The organism is Clostridium folliculivorans (assembly GCF_024341905.1).
GTDB classification, from domain to species: domain Bacteria; phylum Bacillota; class Clostridia; order Clostridiales; family Clostridiaceae; genus Clostridium_AR; species Clostridium_AR folliculivorans.
The window spans coordinates 225,452-246,928 of sequence record NZ_BQXY01000001.1 but is presented as its reverse complement, the minus strand read 5'-3'; the positions used below and the strand labels follow the sequence as shown (position 1 = coordinate 246,928).

Below are 21,477 nucleotides of genomic sequence, written 5' to 3'. Positions count from 1 at the left end.
AATTCAATATTTAAGATAAGTATTTTAAATTATAGTAAGTATTCGAATTCAAAATCTCTAAGTCTTACTACATCACCATCTTCTATTCCCATGGTTCTTAATTCATCAAGTACACCCTTATTTCTAAGAACCTTATGGAAATATTTCAAAGAATCTGGTTCATTAACATTTACAGAATTTAGAAGCCTTTCTACGAAAGTTCCTTCTACAATATAAACTTTAATACCATCTTCTTCTTCAACTCTTATATCATAAGTAAATCTTTTTTCTTCTGGTACAAATTTATCTTCTTCTTTAATTTCTAATTCAGTTATAGGTATTTCCTTAAGCATTCTAGCAGCTTCTTTTACTACAGCTTCTACACCTTCATATGTAGCACCGCTCATCTTAAATACTTTATCATAACCCATTTCGTTAAGCTTTTTCTTGAAATCTTCAAAAACTTCTTCATCATATAACATATCAGCTTTGTTAGCAACAACTATTTGAGGTCTATCCCAAAGCTTGACACTATATTTCTTAAGTTCTTCATTTATCTTTATAAAATCTTCAATAGCATCTCTTCCTTCAACTCCAGAGATATCTACTACGTGAACTAAAAGTCTTGTTCTTTCTATATGTCTAAGGAAGTCAAGACCTAAACCTACGCCTTCAGCTGCTCCTTCTATTATACCTGGTATATCGGCCATTACAAAACCATCTATTCCAGGAACACTTACAACTCCTAGATTTGGCTTTAGCGTTGTAAAATGATAGTTAGCAATCTTTGGTTTAGCCTTAGTTACTACTGATAAGAAAGTTGACTTTCCTACATTAGGAAATCCAAGTAAACCTACATCTGCTAAAAGTTTTAATTCTAGTTCTATCCATCTTTCTTCCCCGGGCATACCAGGTTCTGCAAAGTTTGGTGCCTGTCTCGTAGGAGTTGCAAATTTAGCATTTCCTTTACCGCCTTTTCCACCCCTGCCAATTACATATTTATCATCAGGGTGAGAAAGGTCTGCCATTATTTTTTGAGTTTCAACATCTCTAATTAAAGTCCCCATCGGAACCTTAATTATAAGATCTTCACCATCTTTTCCATAGCATTTTGAACCGGATCCATTCACGCCTCTTTCTGCTATAAATTTTCTAGTATATTTAAAATCTAAAAGTGTTGTTATTCCTGTATCTACTTGTAGTATAACATCTCCACCTCTTCCGCCATCTCCACCATCTGGGCCTCCAAGGGGTATATATTTTTCTCTTCTAAAAGATACAGATCCATTACCACCATCTCCGCTTTTTACAAAAACCTTGGCCGTATCTATAAACATAAGTTCATCACCTTACCTTATACTTTTGTTTGTACTTGTTTTAAAATACCCAATTATTAGGTATTTTAAAACAAGTACAAACTAAATTTCATTTATATTTTGGTACTCTATATTATTGATAGCCTGTATATACAAATAATATACATATCCATAATACTTGAAAAGCACCCTTTTTACAAAAGGGTGCTTTTATAACTAGGATTATTCAGCTATTTCTTGAATTTCTACTGGATAAACAGAAGCTTTCTTCTTGTCTCTTCCAAGTCTTTCAAATTTAACAACTCCATCGATCTTTGCAAATAAAGTATCATCGCTTCCTTTACCTACATTAACACCTGGATGTATCTTTGTTCCTCTTTGTCTAACAAGTATGTTTCCAGCAAGAACAAATTGTCCATCAGCTGACTTAACACCAAGTCTCTTTGACTCAGAATCTCTACCGTTCTTGGAGCTACCTACTCCTTTTTTATGAGCGAACAATTGAAGGTTCATGATTAGCATAGTACTACACCTCCTCTTTTTTTACATATATATATTGGTCTGCTTTATTTTTTCCAAAACTTTGCTCTAAGGATAATAAAATACTGTCTATACTAAGTTCAAAAGTTTTTAGTAAGACCTGTGCTTTTTGAAGTTCTTCTTCATCAAGCTCTCTAAGGTCTAACTTAATATATCCATCCGTCATTTCGTATGGCACATTAAGCTTAAGTACTTCGTCTAAGCCTATAAGTACACTTTGAGATAATACAGATACTGAATTACATACCATATCGTATGCTTCTCCAGCTAAAATCATTTCTCTTTCTATAAGAGCATGATTTTGTATCTTAAATCCAATTATTATATCCTTAGTCGTATAAATATCTAACTTAATCATATTAAGCTTCTATTTTTTCGATAACTAGCTTAGTGTAAGGTTGTCTGTGGCCGTTCTTTCTTCTATAGTCTTTCTTTCTCTTGTACTTGAAAACTATAATTTTCTTAGCCTTGCCTTGAGCAACTACCTTAGCAACTACTTTAGCACCTTCTACTACTGGTGTACCAACCTTAAGCTCACCATCCTTAGCTACTGCTAGAACTTCTGTTAACTCAACTGTTGCTTCAACTTCAGCTTCTAATTTTTCAACGAATATAACATCGCCTTCTTGAACTCTGAATTGTTTTCCACCTGTCTTAACTACTGCGTACATAAAAACACCTCCTCATTACGGTCTCGCCACTTCAGGTACGATTGTACAATCGTTTATGGAACCTTATGTGTGCGGTTCACAAATGCCATTCTACCATATCGCACATATTTTGTAAAGTTATTTTTATCTAAACGTGCGACGTTTAATATATTACATTTTATCTCAGTACGATTATTTTGTTATTTTAAAAAAAGATTACTGAAATTAAGTGGTTATGCAGGAGATGCTATATGAGCGAGCTATTAGAATTAAATGTTTTTTTTAGATGGAATGGCTCTTAAAAATCGCTAATACGCTTTTCATTAGTGATTTTTTTCCGCATCTGCCTTTTCTGAACGTATGTGAAGAAATTCTGGCAGGCGACATATTCTCACTTTTTTACTCTTTATATATATCCTTTTTGCTTTCTTAAATTTTATATATGAAAGTTTTACAAGAAAGCGTGATTAATAAAGAGTAAAACTGTACTGTTCGAACGGAGTGAGTTTACAGTTTTAGCCATGAAATATGACAAAATCATATTAATTCTTTGCGTAATCTCATTAAAGCATTGGATGCCTAACCACTTAATTTCAATCTACTCTATTTGAAGTTTGTAATTACTTACAGCATCAATCTGATTTTTGAATAATAATGGTTCAAGCTTGTAGTAATCTATTGAATCTATAAATTTAATATAGACATTTTTATCTAGGGCTCCTATATCCTTTAGGAATTGTACCTTATCGCCTATAACATAGTCTTCATATACATCCTTTAACTCTATATAGAAGTCTTTGATGCTGCCTTCACCTTCGGTTCTTATAATTTCATTTTTAATTAGATGCTTTATATAAGACCCTTTCAGCCTTTTCCCATGTCCATTACATATATCGCAGTTTTCTTCTATATAATCATAAATACTCTTTCCTCTTCTACTTCTTGATATCTGTAGAAGATTTAGCTCAGTAAATTCATATACCCTAGCTCTGCTGCTATCGCCCTCAAGACTTTCTTTTATGGCAGCATATACTTTATTCTTAGCTTGAGAGTTATCCATATCAATAAAATCTACTACTATTATACCACTAAGATTTCTAAGTCTAATCTGCCTTCCTATTTCTTTTGCAGCCTCAATATTTGTCTCTTCAGCTGTTTTAGAAAAATTTCTTCCACTAATATTCTTAGCTGAGTTCACATCAATTACATACATTGCTTCAGTTTTATCAATAACTATATTTCCACCACATTTTAAGTTAACTCTAGAGTTTCTTAAATTAAGTATCTCTTTCTCTATTCCATAATAGTCAAATAAACTTCTTATTTCCTTATGTATTATTAATTCAATATTTTTATCATCAGCTATATAGTCTTTTACGGCAGAATAATCTTCCATGGAATCTACAATAATCTTTGATGTTTCACTATTTATATTATCTCTTAAAACCTTATGAAGAAGCGCATCTTCTCCATAGAGCTTTTTGTTTTTCAAACTATATAAAGCCTCTCTCTCGATAGCTTCATATCTATCTTTAAGTTTGTATATTTCCTGTTTTATAATATCAGTTGATACATCTTTAGCGTTTGTCCTTATAGTTATAGAGAAACCTTCAATTGTTTCTATTGTACTCTTTAAATTCTCTCTAATATCCTTATCTTCTATTCTTTTAGATATAAGAAGTTCTTTATCCCCCTTAGCTAACACCGCAAATCTACCTGGTAGACTTATAGGACTAGCCACTTTAGGTCCTTTACTACCAAAACTCTCACTTATGATTTCAACAATTAAATCTTGCCCTTTTTTCAAAGGATTCTTTCTCATATCAAAGTGTAAGTATCCATTCTTTTCATGTCCAATATCTACAAACGCACTACCAATAGCAGGAACTATATTTTTTACAGTTCCCTTATATACCTCTCCAGGAAGTGGTTCGTTATTTTCTTCTTCCACAAAACATTCTGTTAAGTTACCTTTTTCCTTTATAGCAATCCTAAGAATCTTTTCTCTTCTTTCTATAAAAAGTTCTCTCATAATAATTTCCTTTATACTATATACATTTATAAAGTGGAACTAAATTTTCACCCTTAAGAGCATATAGTTCCTCTCTTTTTATATCAATAAAGGCTTCTTCTTCAAAATTTGAAGTATTGCTTCTTATGTAGGTTGCTAACAATTCTGGAGAAAGATGTTCCCTGCTTCCACAGCTAATCAAAGCATTAAGTATAAGTTTATCTTCATTAATCCAGTACTTAATTTCTTTTACCATAGGTTTTATATCAACCATCTTTTCCCCATTTTTACTTTTCTTAAGTGTAACCCATTCATTCTGTTCCATAAGTTTTTCAACTTCTAATATAGTGCTTTCTGTATCATTATATTTGACTTTGATAATATATCTTGCCGCATCAATGAGTGCCATAGCTTGTGGCACCTTTTTCTCATTTTCTTTATTTATAACTTTAGTAGCCTCTAAAAATCTTATTCCCTTAGCAGAATTTGCATTTAATCTTTCTTTTACTTCCTCTTCAGTTAAGTCTTCTGCGAGACCCATATCTAAATAATCTCCTTCAGAGTAAAAGCCTACTGACAAAGGATTTGCTATTGATAAATTCATATGTGGGTTAAATCCCTTTGAATATTCAATAGGAAGATCTGCTCTTCTTATTACTCTTTGTATAGTTCTCATTAAATCAAGATGAGAAATAAATTTAATTTCGCTCTCTTTAGTAAATTTAATTAGATATCGCACCAGCAAAACACTTCCCTTCTTTAAAGTTCACGTCGATTCCGCAGCCTGTACATCCAACTCTACAATTTTGTGTAACTACGGCATTCTTAGCTTTTTCATTTTCAATTTCTAAATATTTTCTATTTATTCCAATATCAATGAAATCCCAAGGTAAAACTTCATCATAAGATCTTTCTCTATAGCAATAGAAATCTCCATCAATACCGCATTCTTCTAAAGCTTCTTTCCAAAGTTCAAAGTTAAAGTACTCAGACCATCCATCAAACTTTGCACCTTTCTCATACGCCTTTACAAGTACGTCGCAAAGTTTTCTGTCTCCTCTTGCAAATAAAGATTCCATATAAGAAGTTTTTTGAGCGTGATAGTTATATATTATAGCTTTTGATTTTATAGAGTCCCTAACTGCAGATATCTTATCTGACACTAGATCAATCTTCTCCATAGGAGCCCATTGGAATGGTGTAAATGGCTTAGGAACAAGTATTGAAGTACTTACTGTCACTCTAAGTCCCTTATTTCTAACATCTTTAGGAACTTTAAAATATTGTGCAGTAATTTTTTCTGCTAAACTTCCTATTTCTTTTACGTCTTCTACAGTTTCATAAGGAAGCCCTATCATAAAGTATAGCTTCAAAGTACTCCAACCTGATTCGAAAGCACTTCTAGCAGCTTCAAGTATTCTATCTTCTGTAAGGCCCTTATTTATAACATCTCTCATTCTTTGAGATCCTGCTTCAGGTGCAAATGTAAGTCCACTCTTTCTTACCTTTTGTATCTCTTTTATGAGATCAACTGAAAAAGCATCTACTCTTATTGAAGGAAGTGCAACACCAACATTTTTTTCGCTATGTTCATTAATTAAATCAGTAACTAATCCCTGTATATCTGAATAGTCGCAGGTGCTTAAGGACGATAACGATATTTCGTCATACCCAGTACCTTGAACTAACTTTCTTGCATTTTCTAATAGAGTCTGTCTTGATTTTTCTCTTACTGGTCTATATATCATTCCAGCTTGACAGAATCTACAACCATTTGTACAACCTCTAAATACTTCAAGTACTACTCTATCATGTACTATTTCAGTATACGGCACTATAAACTTATCTGGGAAGGATACCTTATCAAAATCGTTTATAACTCTTTTCTGAATTTTAGCCGGAACATCTTCATATTTAGGCTTAAAGGATTTAATTGTATTATCTTCGTTATATTCAACATCGTAAAGAGAAGGAACATAGATTCCTCTTATTTTAGATATCTCTCTAAGAAACTCCTTTTTCTTTCCTTTTCCCTTATATTTTTTATATACATCAAGAACATCATTCATCATGTCCTCACCTTCTCCTATTTCGAAGAAGTCAACAATATCATATAAAGATTCTGGGTTGTAAGCACAAGGTCCCCCTGCCATAATTATAGGTTCCTCTTCTCTTCTCTCAGAGGCTCTAATTGTTATTCCAGATAGATTTAACATATTTAATATGTTTGTATAACTCATCTCATATTGAAGAGTGAATCCAAGGATATCAAATTCATTTAACGAATCTTTTGTTTCAAGAGCAAACAGTGGAATATTACTTTTTCTAAGCTCCTTCTCCATATCTGGCCAAGGCGCATAAGCTCTTTCACAATATGTATCCGCTCTCTCATTTAGGGTATGATATAGTATTCTTGAACCTAAATGTGACATACCAACTTCGTATACATCAGGGAAACAAAAAGCAAATCTAATGTCTACTTCTTTAGGATCCTTTATAACCTGATTAAGTTCTCCCCCGACATACCTAGCAGGTTTCTCAACTTTATATAAAATATCATCTGTGATTCTAACCATTACTCTTCCTCCTAGATTTTTCACTGTATAATGATTTAATTTTTATTACTTAAGTAATATTATCTTGAATTTTTGTACTTTCGTTTAAACAAGAAAAGTCGCTGAAGCGACCTTCTTCAGAGAGCTTTTTGCGCATCTGCCTTTTCTTAAGCGTATGTGAAGAAATTCTGGCAGGCGACATAATTTTTCTTTTTTACTGTATGACCTAAAAAGCTATTCAAATCATTTGAAATTACTAGGTTTGATTAGTATAAAAATTATATACCTTCTTTTACAGTAAAAAAGAAGTATAATTAAATACTTCTTAGAATTACATCATATTATTTTATCATACCATTACTAATTAACCAATACTATTTTTTCATCCAGCTGTTTTTATAATTTATGTATTCTTCTAATGTTATATTACCATGGGTCTTTAGTGCTTCAATAAGCTCATCTTCATGGATTACATCTGTTAATCTAAGCTCATCATCTAGTATATAAAAGGTATTGAACTTATTTTTATCTACTAATCCTAATACATTAATCAATCCTAATTTAAAGTGAACAGATATGGTCTTATTATATATATATTTCTTTTTCCCAAGTCTCGTTCTCTTTTTTATTATATCTCCCATAATGATATACATTACCTTTCTTTTTTCATTATATGTTATAAATAGTATAAAACATGATGTAAGCAATACGCTAAGATTAAATATATGTATTGTAGATAAGTAAATAAATATACCGATTCCTATCATTCCTACCCCATAGCTTATATATGAAGTTATAATATGAGCCTTCTTATAAAACATTCTAGAACTCAAAAGAGTTCTTAAAATCTTTGATCCGTCCAACGGATACGCTGGAAGCATATTGAACATTCCCAGGGCTAAGTTTATCTCCATTGAATTATTAATAAACTCTGTAGGAACTACCTTGTAAGTCATGTAAAGTATACCGAACATAATAAAATTAAAGGCTGGTCCTGAAATTGAAAGAAGTATTTCTTCTTTATGAGTTAATCCATCGAAATCACTTAGTTCTAATGCAGTTCCAAAGGGATGAATCTTAAAGTTATCTATACTTAGGTTCATCCACTTTGCTACAACATAATGAGTCATTTCATGAAATATTATCCATAAAAATCCTAAAAATATCATAGACTTAAATCCTAAAATAAAGAATATAAGTATTTGCGGAATTAACCACTTGCTTATTTTCACCATCAAATTCTCCTAAAGAATTGCTACTAAAATGTCATATATTCCTTTGGGTCTTTATTCTCTCCCATATAGCTCAAAGAAAATATTACACATGCCTTATTTAAACTTTTTACACTCTGGCTTTTGCCTAAAAACTGACCTTTATCTACTTTCTCGCCTTCTTTTACACCTATCTCCTTTAATCCAGAGCATTTTGTCTCTATGCCATTTCCATGATCAATAATTACGTAACTACCAATATCTTTTTCATCAGCCACTTTCTTTACTGTACCCTCATTAGGTGCTATTACTTCTGTATCTTGATTTATATCTATAACTATTGATTTATCTGTTTGCTTTGCACTAAGCTCACTATCTATTTTTCCTTTAACTGGTGTAACAAAACTCTCTTTTGATTTCTCTTTCAATGTTTTTTCTCCAGTTACATTAGACTTAAAGGTCTCAATATAGTCCTCTAAGTTATCCCTAAGACTTGTAGTATCTTTAAAGTTTATATTGCTTATGTAGGAAACCATTTTAGGATCCAAATATTTATTATAATCAAGATTATTATTGATTACATCTTTTGCATACTTATACGCCACTGTAGTTTGAGGCGTAGCTACAGTTTTGCACACAATAACAAAGGCTGTTAAACATAGAACTCCTATAAGCTCTTGCATTATCCTACTTACAATTACATTTTTATTAATACCATTAAAATTATTTACTCCAGCACTATATTCTCTTTTGCTTACAGGAGTCTCTTGCACTCCATATGCAGCATACGGATTCTGTGTTCTTTGTCTTTGCAATATCTTTGCATAGTAACTCTCATATTCACTATTATACTTTCCCATCCTTTTCCTCCCACGTTCACAAATATTTTAATCAATAAACATTTCAGCTTTAATTTATACCAAGTTCATATTATATATATTTGTGATACATGAATTATATGATAAAAGTATATAAGAAAATTACTATTCTATAGATAAACTACTTCATATTGAAATCTATCAAAAAAATGCTTCGTAGGTTCATCGAAAGCATTTTTTTGAGTCCAAGGATTGAAGTAGTATGTCTGTTCATAGGAATAGATATCCCATTTCCGTGATTTAAAAATATGCTCAAAATAACTTTAACTATTAATGGTATTTTACTTGATAAATAGATTTCATTTGAAACTGGTATATCTATAAAATAAAACACCACCTAAATCATAGTTATATCTTATGATTTAAGTGGTGCTCTACTTTATACATAAATCTATTTATTTTAGTGATTTCATAAATACTTCTGCACTTCCTACATTAGTTGCAACTGGTATATGATGAACATCACATAATCTTATTAATGCTGTAACGTCTGGTTCGTGCGGCTGAGCAGTTAACGGATCTCTTAAAAATATAACTAAATCCATATTACCTTCAGCAATTTTACTTCCTATTTGTTGATCTCCACCAAGAGGTCCTGATAAAAATCTATGTACTGTAAGTCCCGTTTCTTCAGTTATTCTCTTTCCTGTAGTTCCTGTAGCATATAAAACATGCCTTTCAAAAATATGCTTGTACCTGTTTACAAATTCTAGCATATCGTCTTTCTTCTCATCATGTGCTATAAGCGAAATATTCATAATACCCTTTTCCCCCTAAAAATTAATCTTTTTCTTTCTCATACCTATATTTATAATTAAAGATATAGACATTACAGTGGTCAGAAGTGAACTACCACCATAACTAACCAGCGGCAAAGTTATTCCTGTGATAGGCATTATACCAATAGTCATTCCAATATTTTGCAATATAGCAAATAAAAAATATGACGCCATACCAACACAGATGATTGAACCAAAAACATCTTTTGAATTCCTTGCTGTTTTTATAGTTCTGTAAATTAATATACCATATAGTATGAGTAGAACTATAGCACCAATCGTTCCCCAATGTTCCCCAATTACAGCAAAAATAAAATCTGTTTGTTTTTCTGGAACAAACTGTCCTACATAACTAGTCCCTGCATCTTGAGATAACTTCAGACCAGTTCCAAATAAGCCTCCAGATCCAATACCAGTCATAGATTGCATCAATTGAAGGCCTGCGCCAAGCTCGTCCGCTTCCGGATTTAAAAAAGATACAAGTCTTCTTTTTTGATAAGCTTCAATTAATCCTGAATTCCATAAAAGCATAATTCCTACAACTAGAGATGAGAGTCCACCTACAATAATTCTAATATCCAATCCTGCACAGAAGAAGATACCTAATACAATAAAGAAACATACCATTGTCATCCCCATATCAGGCTCGATTACTATAAGTGCTACTGGCAATAAAGTATATGCGGCTAAAATCATAAAATTCTTTAAGTTATTAACTTTCAACTCCATCTCGTCCATCTTCTTGGCTAACATAAATATCAAGGCCATCTTTGCTACCTCAGAAGCTTGTATCTGAAATAATGATCCAATCTTTATCCAACCTGTAGCCCCATTTATAGTTGCTCCCATAAACTTTGTATAGATAAGTAACAAAATTGATATCCAATATAAAATTGGCACAAAATTTCTAAGAATATTGTAATCAATAAGTATGATAAAGTACATTACCACAAGAGATACTCCGAACCATATAAGCTGTTTTTTTGCATCAGAATTATCTGGTCTCATAGCAGCATAGATATTAAGTATTCCAAATAATACTATTAAAATCGTTGCAATAAGGATACTAAAATCCATTTCTCTGAGAAGTTTAGTATCTAGCTTTAACCTTTTAAGCATGGTACTACCTCCACAACTTTAGTTTTTAATAAACATCTTTAGTTAAATAAAAAGTTCTATAGATGTACCACTTCGATCCACAATCTATTTTTAAAACTCTCGCGGCTTCTGGTGAGAGAATTTAAAAACAATAAATTTTATTACGAAGTGGTACATCTAAATAAGCGCATATACCTATTATATCTTAAAAATTTAAAAATCTAAACTACAAAATAGTTAAAAAAACTACAAAATTTAATCCACATAGCTGCATTAATTTGTACAGTATGTGGATTATATTAGTCATATATTTCTTTATTATCTTCCTCTTACATTTTTTATAGGAATATTAGCTACTAAGGCAGGTGAGTCCCCTTCCATTTCACCAGTTTTGGTTATAGTAATATCAATGTCATCACTGTCAATTTCTACATATTTTGAAATAACTTCAAGAATTTCTTGTTTTATATTTTCCAAGACTTCAGGCGCTAAGTCTCCTCTATCATGTATTAGTATTAGCTTTAATCTATCTTTTGCTACGTCCTTAGGTGTTGGTTTATTAGAAAACATTTTAAATAAGTCCATTTACAACACCTCCTACTTCTTCTTGAATAATCTTTTTAAAGAATTAAAGAAACCGCCCGCCTCGTTACTCAAGTCTAAAAGTGGAACTTCTTCACCTGTAATTCTTTTTGCTATATTTCTAAATGCTTGTCCAGCAAAAGCTTTATCATCTAATACTATCGGTTCTCCCTTATTTGTAGAAACTGTAATGGTCTTATCATCTGGTACAATCCCAAGAAGCTTTACTGATAATGTTTCAATTATATCTGGTACATCCAGCATATCTCCTCTTTGAGTCATTTCATAATTTAATCTATTAACTATAACTTGATGGTCCTCTAAGCCTTTCGCATCAAGTTTACCTATTACTCTATCTGCATCTCTAACTGATGTAATCTCAGGGTTTACAACAACAACTGCTCTATCTGCCCCTACTATTGCATTTTCAAAACCTTGCTCTATCCCAGCAGGGCAATCTATTAACACATAATCAAACTCTTCTTTAAGCTCGTTTACAAGCTTTAACATCTGCTGTGTGCTTATATCGTTTTTATCTTTAGTTTGAGCTGTTGGCAGCAAAAATAAGTTTGAAAATCTCTTATCCTTTATTAATGCTTGCTTTGTCCTACATCTATTTTCTATTACATCAATGATAGTATAAACTATTCTATTTTCTAATCCCAAAAGAACATCTAAGTTTCTAAGGCCTGTATCTCCGTCCACCACTACTACCCTTTTACCTAAAGCTGCTAATGCTGTACCTATATTGGCAGTGGTTGTAGTTTTTCCAACTCCACCTTTGCCTGATGTTATTACTATTGAAACTCCCATTTACTTAATCCCTCCATGTACTTATGTATTTATTAGGTAAGTATGGCTCAACAACTATTTCCCCATCCTTAATCTTTGCTACTTCTGGATATGTAGGTTTTTCCCCTTCCGGTGATATTGTAATCAAGTTACTTATGCTTAAAATTTCAGGTTGAAGCATAAACGCCGCAATAATCGACTTTTTATTTCCGTTGATTCCAGCATGTACTTGACCTTTTATACTTCCTAAAACTATTATATTCCCAGCTGCTGAAACCTCAGCACCATTGTTTATATCCCCTATAATAACTATATTCCCCGGGTAATTAATACTTTGACCACCTCTTACTGTTTTCCTTATAAATTTAGTTCTTCCTTCATATACTCCTGTAAAAGACTTACTTTCTTTTTCTTCCCTCTCTTGGAATATACAATCTTTAATCATGATTTCATCAAAGAGAACATCCTTTAACCTTCTCATTTGTTTATCATTTATATGTTTCAAATCGGCAATAAAAGTCAGAGTGGCTCCCACATAAAACTGCTTTCCAGAATTTAGCCTCTCTAGTAACTTTTCGAGCATTTCATCAAAATCTTTAAACTTATCCATATTTATTAGGGCTATAATTCCTTCTCTGTTTCCTTTTATAAAAATACCCTCGTCTAACATAAAAACCTCCAAAGCCTACCCTACTTATGTTCTAATTCAACAACAACTGATAAAAATCCTTTTTAAATCCATAAAATAATTATATCATCTACATAATATATATAAAGTTTTTTCTACAATTTAAATGCAAAATTTAATACATATTAATAGAAACGTTGTTTTTTTGTAAATAAAAAGCACAATATCAAAATAACTGTAATTGTTTTTTGATATTGCGCTGTAAATTTATTATTTTAAATTATCATCCTTAACATCTTCTAATGGTGGATTTAGTGTGTAATTAAACATAGGTTGATAATTTGGAAACTGTTGTTTTATCTGATCTCTAAAATAAGTCTCATATATAGCTCTTGCCACTGGCGCTCCCATATTACCTTGATATCCATCATACATAACAACAGCAACCACTATCTGAGGATCATCTACCGGTGCAAAAGATACGTAAACACTATAGTCACTTCTTCCGTAATCTTCTTCATTAGTGTTATATGTAGCAGTTCCAGTCTTACCAGCAGTCTGGATTGGGAAGCCTACAAAGTGAGCTCTAGCAGTACCTTCATCAGTACCATTATTAACAATATACATTCCTTGCTTTATAGCATTTAGAGTCTCTGGTTTAATATTTATCTTACCTAAAACTTCTGGCTTATACTCTTTTACTACATTTCCACTATTATCAGTTATCTGATCAACAAGATGAACCTTATATCTTGTGCCTCCATTTGCTATTGTAGATATATAACTTGCAAGCTGAACCAAGCTAAAGTTATTTATACCTTGTCCAATTGATGCGTTTACAAGCTCTGCAGGTGTATTCACAGCACCATTCTTGTCGTATATAAATTGATCAATGGCATCTATAGTTGCACCATGAGAATATTTTCTACCAGTAGCATTATAAGCATTTATTCTATCATTAAAAACTTTTGAATTACTCTGTAAATCATTCAATAAATTTTTCAACTTAGTATTAAAATCATTAAAGCTTAATTTACCACCACTACTATCTTTAATAAAGTTTATAACTAAATCTTTTATTTGTTGTTTGGTTTCTTTTAATTTATCGTCATCATCGTCTTTTGCTTGGATATCTAAAGGTACAAAGCTATATGATCCGTAAGCTCCTTTTGATAAATCGTCAACTAATTCAAATCTTGAATAATATAAAGTTTGGCTTTTGAAATATTCGTAGTTATATGTTTGTCCAAAGTTTTCTCCTATTTCAACACCAGTACTTCCTTTTTGATTACTCTTAGGATCTGTCCCCATACCAAGCTGCCATGCGTATTTGGCTAGAGTATCTAGTGCTTTAGTATCTGAACCATTCTTCACATACATTCTATATCCCATTTCATAATAATAGAAGTTACAAGATACAGCTAAAGCTCTCTTTAAGTCTACTATTCCATATTCATGCTCATCAGCTGGTGCCCAAGATCCAAAAACATCCGGATGTATATCAAAATACTTCTTACCATATAATGTTTCACCTGGGGTAACTACTCCCTCTTCTAAAGCAGCCAATGATGTTAAAGGCTTGAAAGTTGATCCAGGTGGTATTAATCCCATAGTTGCATAGTTGTAAAATGGTTTAGGATACAAATCATATTTATCTTGCCTATTACCATTTGCATCTTTTGGAAACAACTCGTCAATAGTCTTGTTTAGGTTGTACTTCGATATAATCATCTTTCCATAAGCTTCATAATCAGGAGCAAAAAATTGCTTCGATAATTCCGGTGTAAGTTTTCCTGGTTCGGAGAATATATTAGCATCAAATCCAGGGTTACTAACCATTGCTAAAACTCTTCCCGTTTTTGCCTCTATAGCAACAGCTGCACCTCTTGTAGTATTAAAGTCTTTTGATATCTTATACTGAGGATCATTTACCTGAGTTTTAACATAGTCCATTCTTTCCTGAAGTGCTTTTTCAGCGGAATACTGAATATTCTTATCTATACTCAAATGAACATTTTCACCAGGGCTTGGCTCAAGATCAAACAGCTCTTCTGTTTTTCTACCTTGGGAATCTACCTTAATTGTAGTTCCTCCAGTATTACCCTTAAGCACTGATTCAAAAGCAGACTCTATACCAGATTTCCCTATGACATCTGTAGATACGTCATAGCCTCTTTCTTCATACCTGTCTTTTTTGCTGCTATCTATTGAAGCAACGTAACCAATTACGCTAGAAGCTAAATTATATTGCCCATAAGGATAGTACCTCATAGGTTCTAAAGCTACATCTACTCCTGGAAGATTAGTTAACTTTTGATAAAATATCGATGCTGTATCTTTTTTTATGTTTGCAGCTATAGTAACAGGCTTAAAACCTGAAAAACTCTGCATCTTTATGGCATCTTTAACTAACATATATCTTCTAATATCATTCATAGAAAACTTCTTTAAAAGCATTTCTGTTATTTCTTGTCCACTTAAACTCTTATAATCTTTTCTTTCATCAGCTGTAGGATTCAGCATATCATACATTTGATAGAACTTAACCATATAATAAAATGTATCTTTCGCGTTTATCTTTATCAGCTCTTCATCTATCTTGCTTTCATCATCATCAGTAAGTTCTTGCTTACCTTTGAACAGTTTATTCTTTATATCATCATTCATACCTCTATCTCTTTTGAATCTGATCTCTAAAGCTCTTTTACTGTCATCAGATGAAACATTAAAATCAAAATAAGGTTCACCTTTATCATTAATCTTAAGATTTAAAGTATCTTGCTGAGAATCCTTATTCTCATCTAGAAGTTTAAATACTTGTTTCATAGTTGTATAAAAACTTTTAGATGAGTCATCAGTTTGAGTAAATGTTAAAGTATACACTTGCTTATTGGTAGCTAACAGATTACCTTGAGAATCATATATCTTACCTCTAGGTGCTTTCTCTGTAACTAATCTTCTTGAACTAGTGTTAGCTCTATCAGTATAGTCATCATACTTAAAAATTTGTAAATATATTAGTCTTCCAACTATAGCTGAAAATATAATAAACATTATTACTATTACTACTGTATATCGATTCACTGTTTTCTTTTTCTTCTTAACGTTATTCATTATTATCACCTATTAATCTTTATTGAACTTCCACTGAACCTTCATATACTTCTTATTTGAAAATCTATATACTTTGTTATATATTAAAAAAACTATAACCATATTGTACGTTGCAGAAATAAGCATAGGATATCCAAAAGACATCTTAACCTTCGCTAAATACAATACAATCATAACAAATAATAACTTGATTATCGATAGACAAAATGTTGACAAAACAGGAATAAACTTTCTGTTTTTAAATATATTCTCACCTATAACAGCTGCTAAAAAGCACAATAATAGATTAGCTAAAGCATTGATTCCGTAATATTTATAGAAAAATATATCCTGTAATAGTCCACTAAAAGCTCCAATTATAGTTGCTTCCCATCTTCCGTTTATTATAGAAAAACAAATTACAAAGCATAATAATAAACTTGGAGTTCCATTAAATATTGAAAAGAAAGGGACAATACTGTTATCAAGAATTAATAAAATCAGGCATATAATTGCCAATACAACTCTTTTCACCTATTTGTCCCCCTTAGTCCTTATATTTTATCTCTTCTTTATTTCCATCCGGTGGTATTACTACATATAATTCTTCTAACTTATTAAAATCCACAAAAGGCTTTATTATAGCACTTTTATTAACCTTAACCTTATCTTCTTCTACAGACACCACTGTTCCTATTCTTAAATCCTTTGGATACATACCACCAAGTCCTGTAGTTGTTATTATATCTCCTTTGTTTATCTTCGAATTTATAGGAAGCAAATCTAAAATCGCCAAAGGCTCATTATCACTGTTTTTATATCCTCTAACTATACCTGAAATATCAGAATTATCTACTTTTGCATGAGCCGCAAAGTTTAAATTAGTAAGAGTCTGAACCTTTGACCAATTTGAATTAGCTTCTACTACTTTTCCAACAAGACCTTCCGGAGCCATAACAATCATATCCTTAGCAATTCCAGCATTTGTACCTTTGTTTATTATGTATCCATTAAGAACACCAAAATCTGGTTTTGCCACTATATATACACCTACGTAATTATAACTAGATTTTTTACTCTTAAAATCCAACATACCCTGTAATTCTTCATTTTTAGCTTTCAAACTTCCGTATTCAATTAACTTATTTTCAAGTTCTATATTCTTTTGCTTAAGCTCTTCATTTTCCTTTTTAACCTCTGAGAAGTTAACAAAGAAATCCAGTCCACCTTTGGCCTTATCTGCTAAGGTATAGGCTGCTTTTTGTATTGGATTAAGTGCAGTGCCTGCTCCACTGACAATAGGATTGCTTGAATCTCTTTTAACACTGTAAATAATTATAGCTAAAAAGCTAACTGACAGCACTATAACAGTTACTGCCAGTTTATTTCTGAGAAGCTTCATATTATCCTCTTTGTTGCTTTGCTATTATATCAAATTTATCTAGAGCTTTACCTGCTCCTAGGGCAACACAGTCAAGAGGAGATTCAGCTATATGTACAGGCATATGAGTTTCATGATTTATTAAAGCATCTAATCCTTGAAGTAGAGCTCCTCCACCAGCAAGCATTATTCCTTTATCCATTATATCTGCTGCAAGTTCAGGTGGTGTCTTTTCAAGAGTAGTTTTAATCGCTTCTATAATTGCAGAAACAGGCTCTTTTAAAGCTTCTCTTATTTGTGTCTCAGTTACATCAATAGTCTTTGGAAGTCCTGTAATTAAATCTCTTCCTTTGATAGGCATTGTCTTTTCTTCTTCTTCATCATTTCTAAATGCTGAACCTATTTCCATCTTTATATTTTCAGCAGTTCTTTCACCTATCATCAAGTTATATTCTCTCTTTATATAGCTTATTATAGCTTGATCTAACTCATCTCCAGCAACTCTTAAAGATTTAGAAGTTACTATACCTCCAAGTGAAACTACTGCAACTTCAGTTGTACCTCCACCGATATCAACTATCATGCTTCCTGTTGGTTCATCAACTGGAAGTCCTGCTCCTATAGCTGCTGCCATTGGTTCTTCCATAAGAACAACTTCTCTTGCTCCAGCTTGCTTTGTTGATTCTTCGATAGCTCTTCTTTCAACTTCTGTAACTCCTGATGGAAAGCATACTATTATTCTTGGACTTGCGAAAGCGCTTTTATTTGTTATCATATCTATAAACTTCTTAAGCATTGTTTGTGTTATATCAAAATCTGCTATAACCCCATCCTTTAACGGTCTAATAGCAACTATGTTTCCTGGAGTTCTACCTATCATTTGTTTAGCTTCTGATCCGACAGCTAATGGCTTCTTAGTCATATTATTAATTGCTACAACTGAAGGTTCTCTTAAAACTATGCCTTTTCCCTTAACGTATACTAACGTGTTCGCAGTACCTAAATCTATCCCCATATCTTTATTCATTCCAAACAATCCCATGTTTATTCCCCTTTCAGTTTTAGATTATTCCTTGTTCTTTTAAGCTTATAAACTTTTGACCACCTATAATTATATGGTCTAATAAGTCTATTCCTACAATCTTGCCACATTCTTTTATGCGCAAGGTTATATTAACATCCTCTTTACTTGGAGTAGGATCTCCTGAAGGATGGTTATGACATATTATTATTGAAGCTGCACTTTTCTTTATAGCCTCCAGAAAGATTTCTCTCGGATGTACTATTGATGAATTTAAACTTCCTTTAAACACTTCTTTTATAGAAATAATGGCATTTTTAGTATTGAGCATCATAAGCATAAGTACCTCTTGTTTTAAATGAGCTATTTCATTCATAACAATCATAGCTGCACTTTTAGGGTCACTTATTCGGATCTCTTCACCTGCTTTGAAACTTCTAAATCTCTTAAAAAGTTCGCACAACGCCATTATTTGCGTTGCTTTAACCTCTTTTATCCCTTTGATTTTCATAAGTTCTTCGGGTGACGTATTTAGAAGCCCATTAATTCCATCTAGTTCTTGAAGAATTCTCATACTAAGTCCCAGCACATTTTCATTCGAAGTACCAGTTCTAAGTATCAATGCAAGTAACTCATGATTTGATAATGCGCTTGATCCTTGTCTTATTAGCTTTTCCTGAGGTCTTTCATTTTTAGGGATATCTGATATTTTAAGATTTATGTTCATTTGATAAACTCCTTTATCACTGCTCTAATTAATATAAAAACATAACTTTACTTCTCCTAATATAATAGAAGATATAAAAATAGTTTTATAATTTAAAAGCTTTATCTTAATATCTTTCCCCATGCCCAATTTATTTAACAATATCTATCAAAATGTTTTTCAACTTGTTTAGAGGTAAGCCCACTACACTATAATAGCAGCCGTCTATTTTCTCTACGAAAACGCCCCCAAACCCTTGGATTCCGTAAGAACCTGCTTTATCCATAGGTTCACCGGTATTTATGTACTCATCTATTTCTTCTTTTGATAATTCAGAAAATGTAACATCAGTACATACGTAATCTGAGATTAACTTATTATTTTCAGTATTGATTACTGTGATTCCTGAATATACCTGATGGGTTTTGCCACTTAGAGATTGTAACATCTTAAAGGCATCCCCCTTATCTTTAGGTTTCCCCAAAACCTTGTCTTCTAAACTTACAACTGTATCAGCTGCAATTATTATACTAGGTTTTTTTATGTCATTTCTTATATACTCTGCTTTACCAAGGGACAACTCTTTAACATAATTCCCTACATCCCCTGCAAATTTAACGGAATCTTCATCAAAAGAAGATGGTATAACCTCGTACTCTTTAACCAATCTGCTGAGAAGTTCTTTTCTCCTATCAGAAGCCGAAGCTAATATAAAATTCAAATTATCACATCCTAATACCTTTTGTATAGTATTATTGCCAATATAACTCCAATAATTGATAGAATATTTATTTTTATACTCATACCGATTGTTAAAAGAAATACTTTCAAATCTAGTGCAACTGGCGTAGGCGTACCAATAGAATATGAAGTCTTTAAAAACTTTAGCGAACCAAATTTATCTCCTAAAATTTCTCCAGCTAGACTTCCTAATAATAAGCCTAAAAAGATAAAAAATATAAGTATACCAACGTTTCTAGAACCTGCCTTCATTGCTACCCCACCTCATTTTTACATCTTTTATAGTTTATCATTTAATAAATGTTATAACAAGGGTATTTGTTTTTTTTTAAAGTTTTTTTATAATATTGGCAAATTAAGTGAAAAAGCGTCCGCTCATGGTTTATTATCTTATACTTTCTCTTAAATATGGTTAAGAAAATATTAAAATTCCTGTATGTAATCGACTTCTTTATAATATTATTTTAAACATTCTATTAACAACTTTTCTTAATTTAAAAATTTATATTTAAATATTTAATTAAAGTGAAGTTTAATCCACTATATCTGTTAAATGAAGCACAAAAATATACCACCTCATTTTGAAGCCACATACTAAGATTCATAATATCTTACGAACTCTTTTAAATATGTATTTCATAATGAAGTGGTGCATCCATATAATAAAAAGTTTTTCTATTTTACTTTAAAGTTGCTAAGTGCTGTAAATATTGTTCCATATGAACTTTCAATATTATCTTTACTCATTTCTGCTGGTAAGTCATTTATACTCTTTTTCAAAGTTTGAAATATGCTAAAACTTTCACTTTTACTATCCTCTTGAAGACTGTTTGTCCATTTTTTAAATTCATCAGTTTTAACACTCTTAGTATCCTTACCCTCTAAGGTGTGAATTACTTGAAGATATCCACTTACCATTTCCGCTAATTCTTTAGAGCACAAATCTTTATTATTTATTTCAAAATTCACTTTTAGGTTAGTTACGCCTGCTGCTGTAAGATCCTTAGAAAGCTTATCAGCTTCATCAGTCTTACCAATCAAAACTCCTACTCTAAATTTGTCATTATCTTTTAAAGTAAAAGAATTATACTTATCCTTTAGTTTAGTCTTGTTATCATCTGCATTCTCTTTTTTTGAATAATACCCACATTGAACCAATGAAAAAACTGTAGTATCTCCTTTGTTTGCATTTCCCACCTGTTCAGTGCTATTAGCCTTAGGGCTATTAGCCGTATCAGAGGTTTTAGTAAATATTATTTTGGCCAGGGCAGTTCCTAAGGTTAATGCTACAACCACCACTATTACTAAAAAAACCATCACTTTTCCACCATTCGTCTGTCTCTTATTTAGATCGTATCTTGTGTATTTCATTTCCTTCACCTCGCTATTTTTTATTCCTAAGGATAATTGTACTTATAAATATTTGTATTTATAAATATCTCAAGTTATGACTACATTTTTTATTTTACTGATTTTAGTCTTAAAGTAATTCGCTTTGTACATGCACAGATTGTAC

Annotated in this window: 22 protein-coding genes; all 22 read right to left on the bottom strand. The window is 31.8% G+C overall.

All coding sequences use genetic code 11. The annotated features are described in order from the left end of the window. Positions 1-29 precede the first annotated feature (29 nt). The 22 genes from obgE to OCU55_RS01055 all read right to left on the bottom strand — a co-directional run bounded on the left by obgE (position 30) and on the right by OCU55_RS01055 (position 21,332). Complete coding sequence (obgE, locus tag OCU55_RS01160) at positions 30-1,316, bottom strand: GTPase ObgE (RefSeq protein ID WP_261850487.1); 1,287 nt, start codon at positions 1,314-1,316, stop codon at positions 30-32. 201 nt (positions 1,317-1,517) lie between these two features. Then, positions 1,518-1,817, bottom strand: coding sequence for a 50S ribosomal protein L27 (gene rpmA / locus OCU55_RS01155; protein ID WP_261850486.1), 300 nt, complete (start codon positions 1,815-1,817; stop codon positions 1,518-1,520). A 4-nt stretch (positions 1,818-1,821) separates the two neighbouring features. After that, complete coding sequence (locus tag OCU55_RS01150; protein WP_261850485.1) at positions 1,822-2,193, bottom strand: ribosomal-processing cysteine protease Prp; 372 nt, start codon at positions 2,191-2,193, stop codon at positions 1,822-1,824. 1 nt (position 2,194) lies between these two features. Continuing rightward, entirely contained in the window at positions 2,195-2,506 is a 312-nt protein-coding gene (rplU, locus tag OCU55_RS01145) for a 50S ribosomal protein L21 (RefSeq protein ID WP_183278640.1), read from the bottom strand. A gap of 577 nt (positions 2,507-3,083) precedes the next feature. Beyond that, positions 3,084-4,517 (bottom strand): ribonuclease E/G, encoded by a 1,434-nt coding sequence (locus OCU55_RS01140; RefSeq protein ID WP_261850484.1) that lies wholly within the window; start codon positions 4,515-4,517, stop codon positions 3,084-3,086. 16 nt (positions 4,518-4,533) lie between these two features. After that, positions 4,534-5,235: a TIGR03936 family radical SAM-associated protein gene (locus OCU55_RS01135; protein WP_261851491.1), complete on the bottom strand. Its 702-nt coding sequence runs from the start codon at positions 5,233-5,235 to the stop codon at positions 4,534-4,536. Next, positions 5,219-7,072, bottom strand: a complete 1,854-nt coding sequence (locus tag OCU55_RS01130) for a TIGR03960 family B12-binding radical SAM protein (protein WP_261850483.1) — start codon at positions 7,070-7,072, stop codon at positions 5,219-5,221. Before OCU55_RS01130 ends, OCU55_RS01135 begins: the two co-directional genes overlap by 17 nt. A 353-nt stretch (positions 7,073-7,425) precedes the next feature. Beyond that, the gene (locus OCU55_RS01125) at positions 7,426-8,283 is read right to left on the bottom strand and encodes a M50 family metallopeptidase (RefSeq protein ID WP_261850482.1); all 858 of its coding nucleotides are present in this window, start codon (positions 8,281-8,283) and stop codon (positions 7,426-7,428) included. 26 nt (positions 8,284-8,309) lie between these two features. After that, positions 8,310-9,122 carry a M23 family metallopeptidase gene (locus OCU55_RS01120; RefSeq protein ID WP_261850481.1) on the bottom strand — a complete coding sequence of 271 codons (813 nt, stop codon included), beginning with the start codon at positions 9,120-9,122 and terminating at the stop codon, positions 8,310-8,312. A 413-nt stretch (positions 9,123-9,535) separates the two neighbouring features. Next, the gene (gene mgsA / locus OCU55_RS01115) at positions 9,536-9,898 is read right to left on the bottom strand and encodes a methylglyoxal synthase (RefSeq protein WP_261850480.1); all 363 of its coding nucleotides are present in this window, start codon (positions 9,896-9,898) and stop codon (positions 9,536-9,538) included. Between the two features lie 15 nt (positions 9,899-9,913). After that, entirely contained in the window at positions 9,914-11,038 is a 1,125-nt protein-coding gene (gene rodA, locus OCU55_RS01110) for a rod shape-determining protein RodA (protein WP_261850479.1), read from the bottom strand. 297 nt (positions 11,039-11,335) lie between these two features. Beyond that, positions 11,336-11,602 (bottom strand): cell division topological specificity factor MinE, encoded by a 267-nt coding sequence (minE, locus tag OCU55_RS01105; protein WP_183278647.1) that lies wholly within the window; start codon positions 11,600-11,602, stop codon positions 11,336-11,338. 12 nt (positions 11,603-11,614) lie between these two features. Continuing rightward, positions 11,615-12,412, bottom strand: coding sequence for a septum site-determining protein MinD (gene minD / locus OCU55_RS01100; RefSeq protein ID WP_261850478.1), 798 nt, complete (start codon positions 12,410-12,412; stop codon positions 11,615-11,617). Between the two features lie 4 nt (positions 12,413-12,416). Beyond that, complete coding sequence (gene minC / locus OCU55_RS01095) at positions 12,417-13,061, bottom strand: septum site-determining protein MinC (protein WP_261850477.1); 645 nt, start codon at positions 13,059-13,061, stop codon at positions 12,417-12,419. 228 nt (positions 13,062-13,289) lie between these two features. Next, a complete protein-coding gene (locus tag OCU55_RS01090) occupies positions 13,290-16,133 on the bottom strand; it encodes a penicillin-binding transpeptidase domain-containing protein (protein ID WP_261850476.1) in 2,844 nt (947 codons plus the stop codon). Positions 16,134-16,145: 12 nt separating this feature from the next. Further along, positions 16,146-16,646 (bottom strand): rod shape-determining protein MreD, encoded by a 501-nt coding sequence (gene mreD, locus OCU55_RS01085; protein WP_261850475.1) that lies wholly within the window; start codon positions 16,644-16,646, stop codon positions 16,146-16,148. Positions 16,647-16,659: 13 nt separating this feature from the next. Next, on the bottom strand, positions 16,660-17,514 hold the full coding sequence (gene mreC, locus OCU55_RS01080) for a rod shape-determining protein MreC (protein WP_261850474.1): 855 nt from the start codon (positions 17,512-17,514) through the stop codon (positions 16,660-16,662). 1 nt (position 17,515) lies between these two features. Further along, positions 17,516-18,535, bottom strand: coding sequence for a rod shape-determining protein (locus OCU55_RS01075; RefSeq protein WP_183278653.1), 1,020 nt, complete (start codon positions 18,533-18,535; stop codon positions 17,516-17,518). A 19-nt stretch (positions 18,536-18,554) separates the two neighbouring features. Continuing rightward, positions 18,555-19,241, bottom strand: a complete 687-nt coding sequence (radC, locus tag OCU55_RS01070; RefSeq protein WP_261850473.1) for a RadC family protein — start codon at positions 19,239-19,241, stop codon at positions 18,555-18,557. A gap of 130 nt (positions 19,242-19,371) precedes the next feature. Further along, positions 19,372-19,941: a Maf-like protein gene (locus OCU55_RS01065; protein ID WP_261850472.1), complete on the bottom strand. Its 570-nt coding sequence runs from the start codon at positions 19,939-19,941 to the stop codon at positions 19,372-19,374. A gap of 11 nt (positions 19,942-19,952) precedes the next feature. Further along, positions 19,953-20,213 (bottom strand): DUF4321 domain-containing protein, encoded by a 261-nt coding sequence (locus tag OCU55_RS01060; protein ID WP_261850471.1) that lies wholly within the window; start codon positions 20,211-20,213, stop codon positions 19,953-19,955. A 423-nt stretch (positions 20,214-20,636) separates the two neighbouring features. Then, positions 20,637-21,332, bottom strand: a complete 696-nt coding sequence (locus tag OCU55_RS01055; RefSeq protein ID WP_261850470.1) for a hypothetical protein — start codon at positions 21,330-21,332, stop codon at positions 20,637-20,639. Between the last annotated feature and the right edge of the window lie 145 nt (positions 21,333-21,477).

What these genes read in the sequence shown, in the direction of transcription:
- OCU55_RS01075 (WP_183278653.1), bottom strand. Translation starts at nt 18,535, where the DNA reads ATGGGATTGTTTGGAATGAATAAAGATATGGGGATAGATTTAGGTACT.
- rplU (WP_183278640.1), bottom strand. Translation starts at nt 2,506, where the DNA reads ATGTACGCAGTAGTTAAGACAGGTGGAAAACAATTCAGAGTTCAAGAA.
- OCU55_RS01140 (WP_261850484.1), bottom strand. Translation starts at nt 4,517, where the DNA reads ATGAGAGAACTTTTTATAGAAAGAAGAGAAAAGATTCTTAGGATTGCT.
- minE (WP_183278647.1), bottom strand. Translation starts at nt 11,602, where the DNA reads ATGGACTTATTTAAAATGTTTTCTAATAAACCAACACCTAAGGACGTA.
- minD (WP_261850478.1), bottom strand. Translation starts at nt 12,412, where the DNA reads ATGGGAGTTTCAATAGTAATAACATCAGGCAAAGGTGGAGTTGGAAAA.
- mreC (WP_261850474.1), bottom strand. Translation starts at nt 17,514, where the DNA reads ATGAAGCTTCTCAGAAATAAACTGGCAGTAACTGTTATAGTGCTGTCA.
- rodA (WP_261850479.1), bottom strand. Translation starts at nt 11,038, where the DNA reads ATGCTTAAAAGGTTAAAGCTAGATACTAAACTTCTCAGAGAAATGGAT.
- mgsA (WP_261850480.1), bottom strand. Translation starts at nt 9,898, where the DNA reads ATGAATATTTCGCTTATAGCACATGATGAGAAGAAAGACGATATGCTA.
- OCU55_RS01130 (WP_261850483.1), bottom strand. Translation starts at nt 7,072, where the DNA reads ATGGTTAGAATCACAGATGATATTTTATATAAAGTTGAGAAACCTGCT.
- OCU55_RS01060 (WP_261850471.1), bottom strand. Translation starts at nt 20,213, where the DNA reads ATGAAGGCAGGTTCTAGAAACGTTGGTATACTTATATTTTTTATCTTT.
- OCU55_RS01120 (WP_261850481.1), bottom strand. Translation starts at nt 9,122, where the DNA reads ATGGGAAAGTATAATAGTGAATATGAGAGTTACTATGCAAAGATATTG.
- OCU55_RS01090 (WP_261850476.1), bottom strand. Translation starts at nt 16,133, where the DNA reads ATGAATAACGTTAAGAAGAAAAAGAAAACAGTGAATCGATATACAGTA.
- minC (WP_261850477.1), bottom strand. Translation starts at nt 13,061, where the DNA reads ATGTTAGACGAGGGTATTTTTATAAAAGGAAACAGAGAAGGAATTATA.
- rpmA (WP_261850486.1), bottom strand. Translation starts at nt 1,817, where the DNA reads ATGCTAATCATGAACCTTCAATTGTTCGCTCATAAAAAAGGAGTAGGT.
- OCU55_RS01150 (WP_261850485.1), bottom strand. Translation starts at nt 2,193, where the DNA reads ATGATTAAGTTAGATATTTATACGACTAAGGATATAATAATTGGATTT.
- OCU55_RS01055 (WP_261850470.1), bottom strand. Translation starts at nt 21,332, where the DNA reads ATGAAATACACAAGATACGATCTAAATAAGAGACAGACGAATGGTGGA.
- radC (WP_261850473.1), bottom strand. Translation starts at nt 19,241, where the DNA reads ATGAACATAAATCTTAAAATATCAGATATCCCTAAAAATGAAAGACCT.
- obgE (WP_261850487.1), bottom strand. Translation starts at nt 1,316, where the DNA reads ATGTTTATAGATACGGCCAAGGTTTTTGTAAAAAGCGGAGATGGTGGT.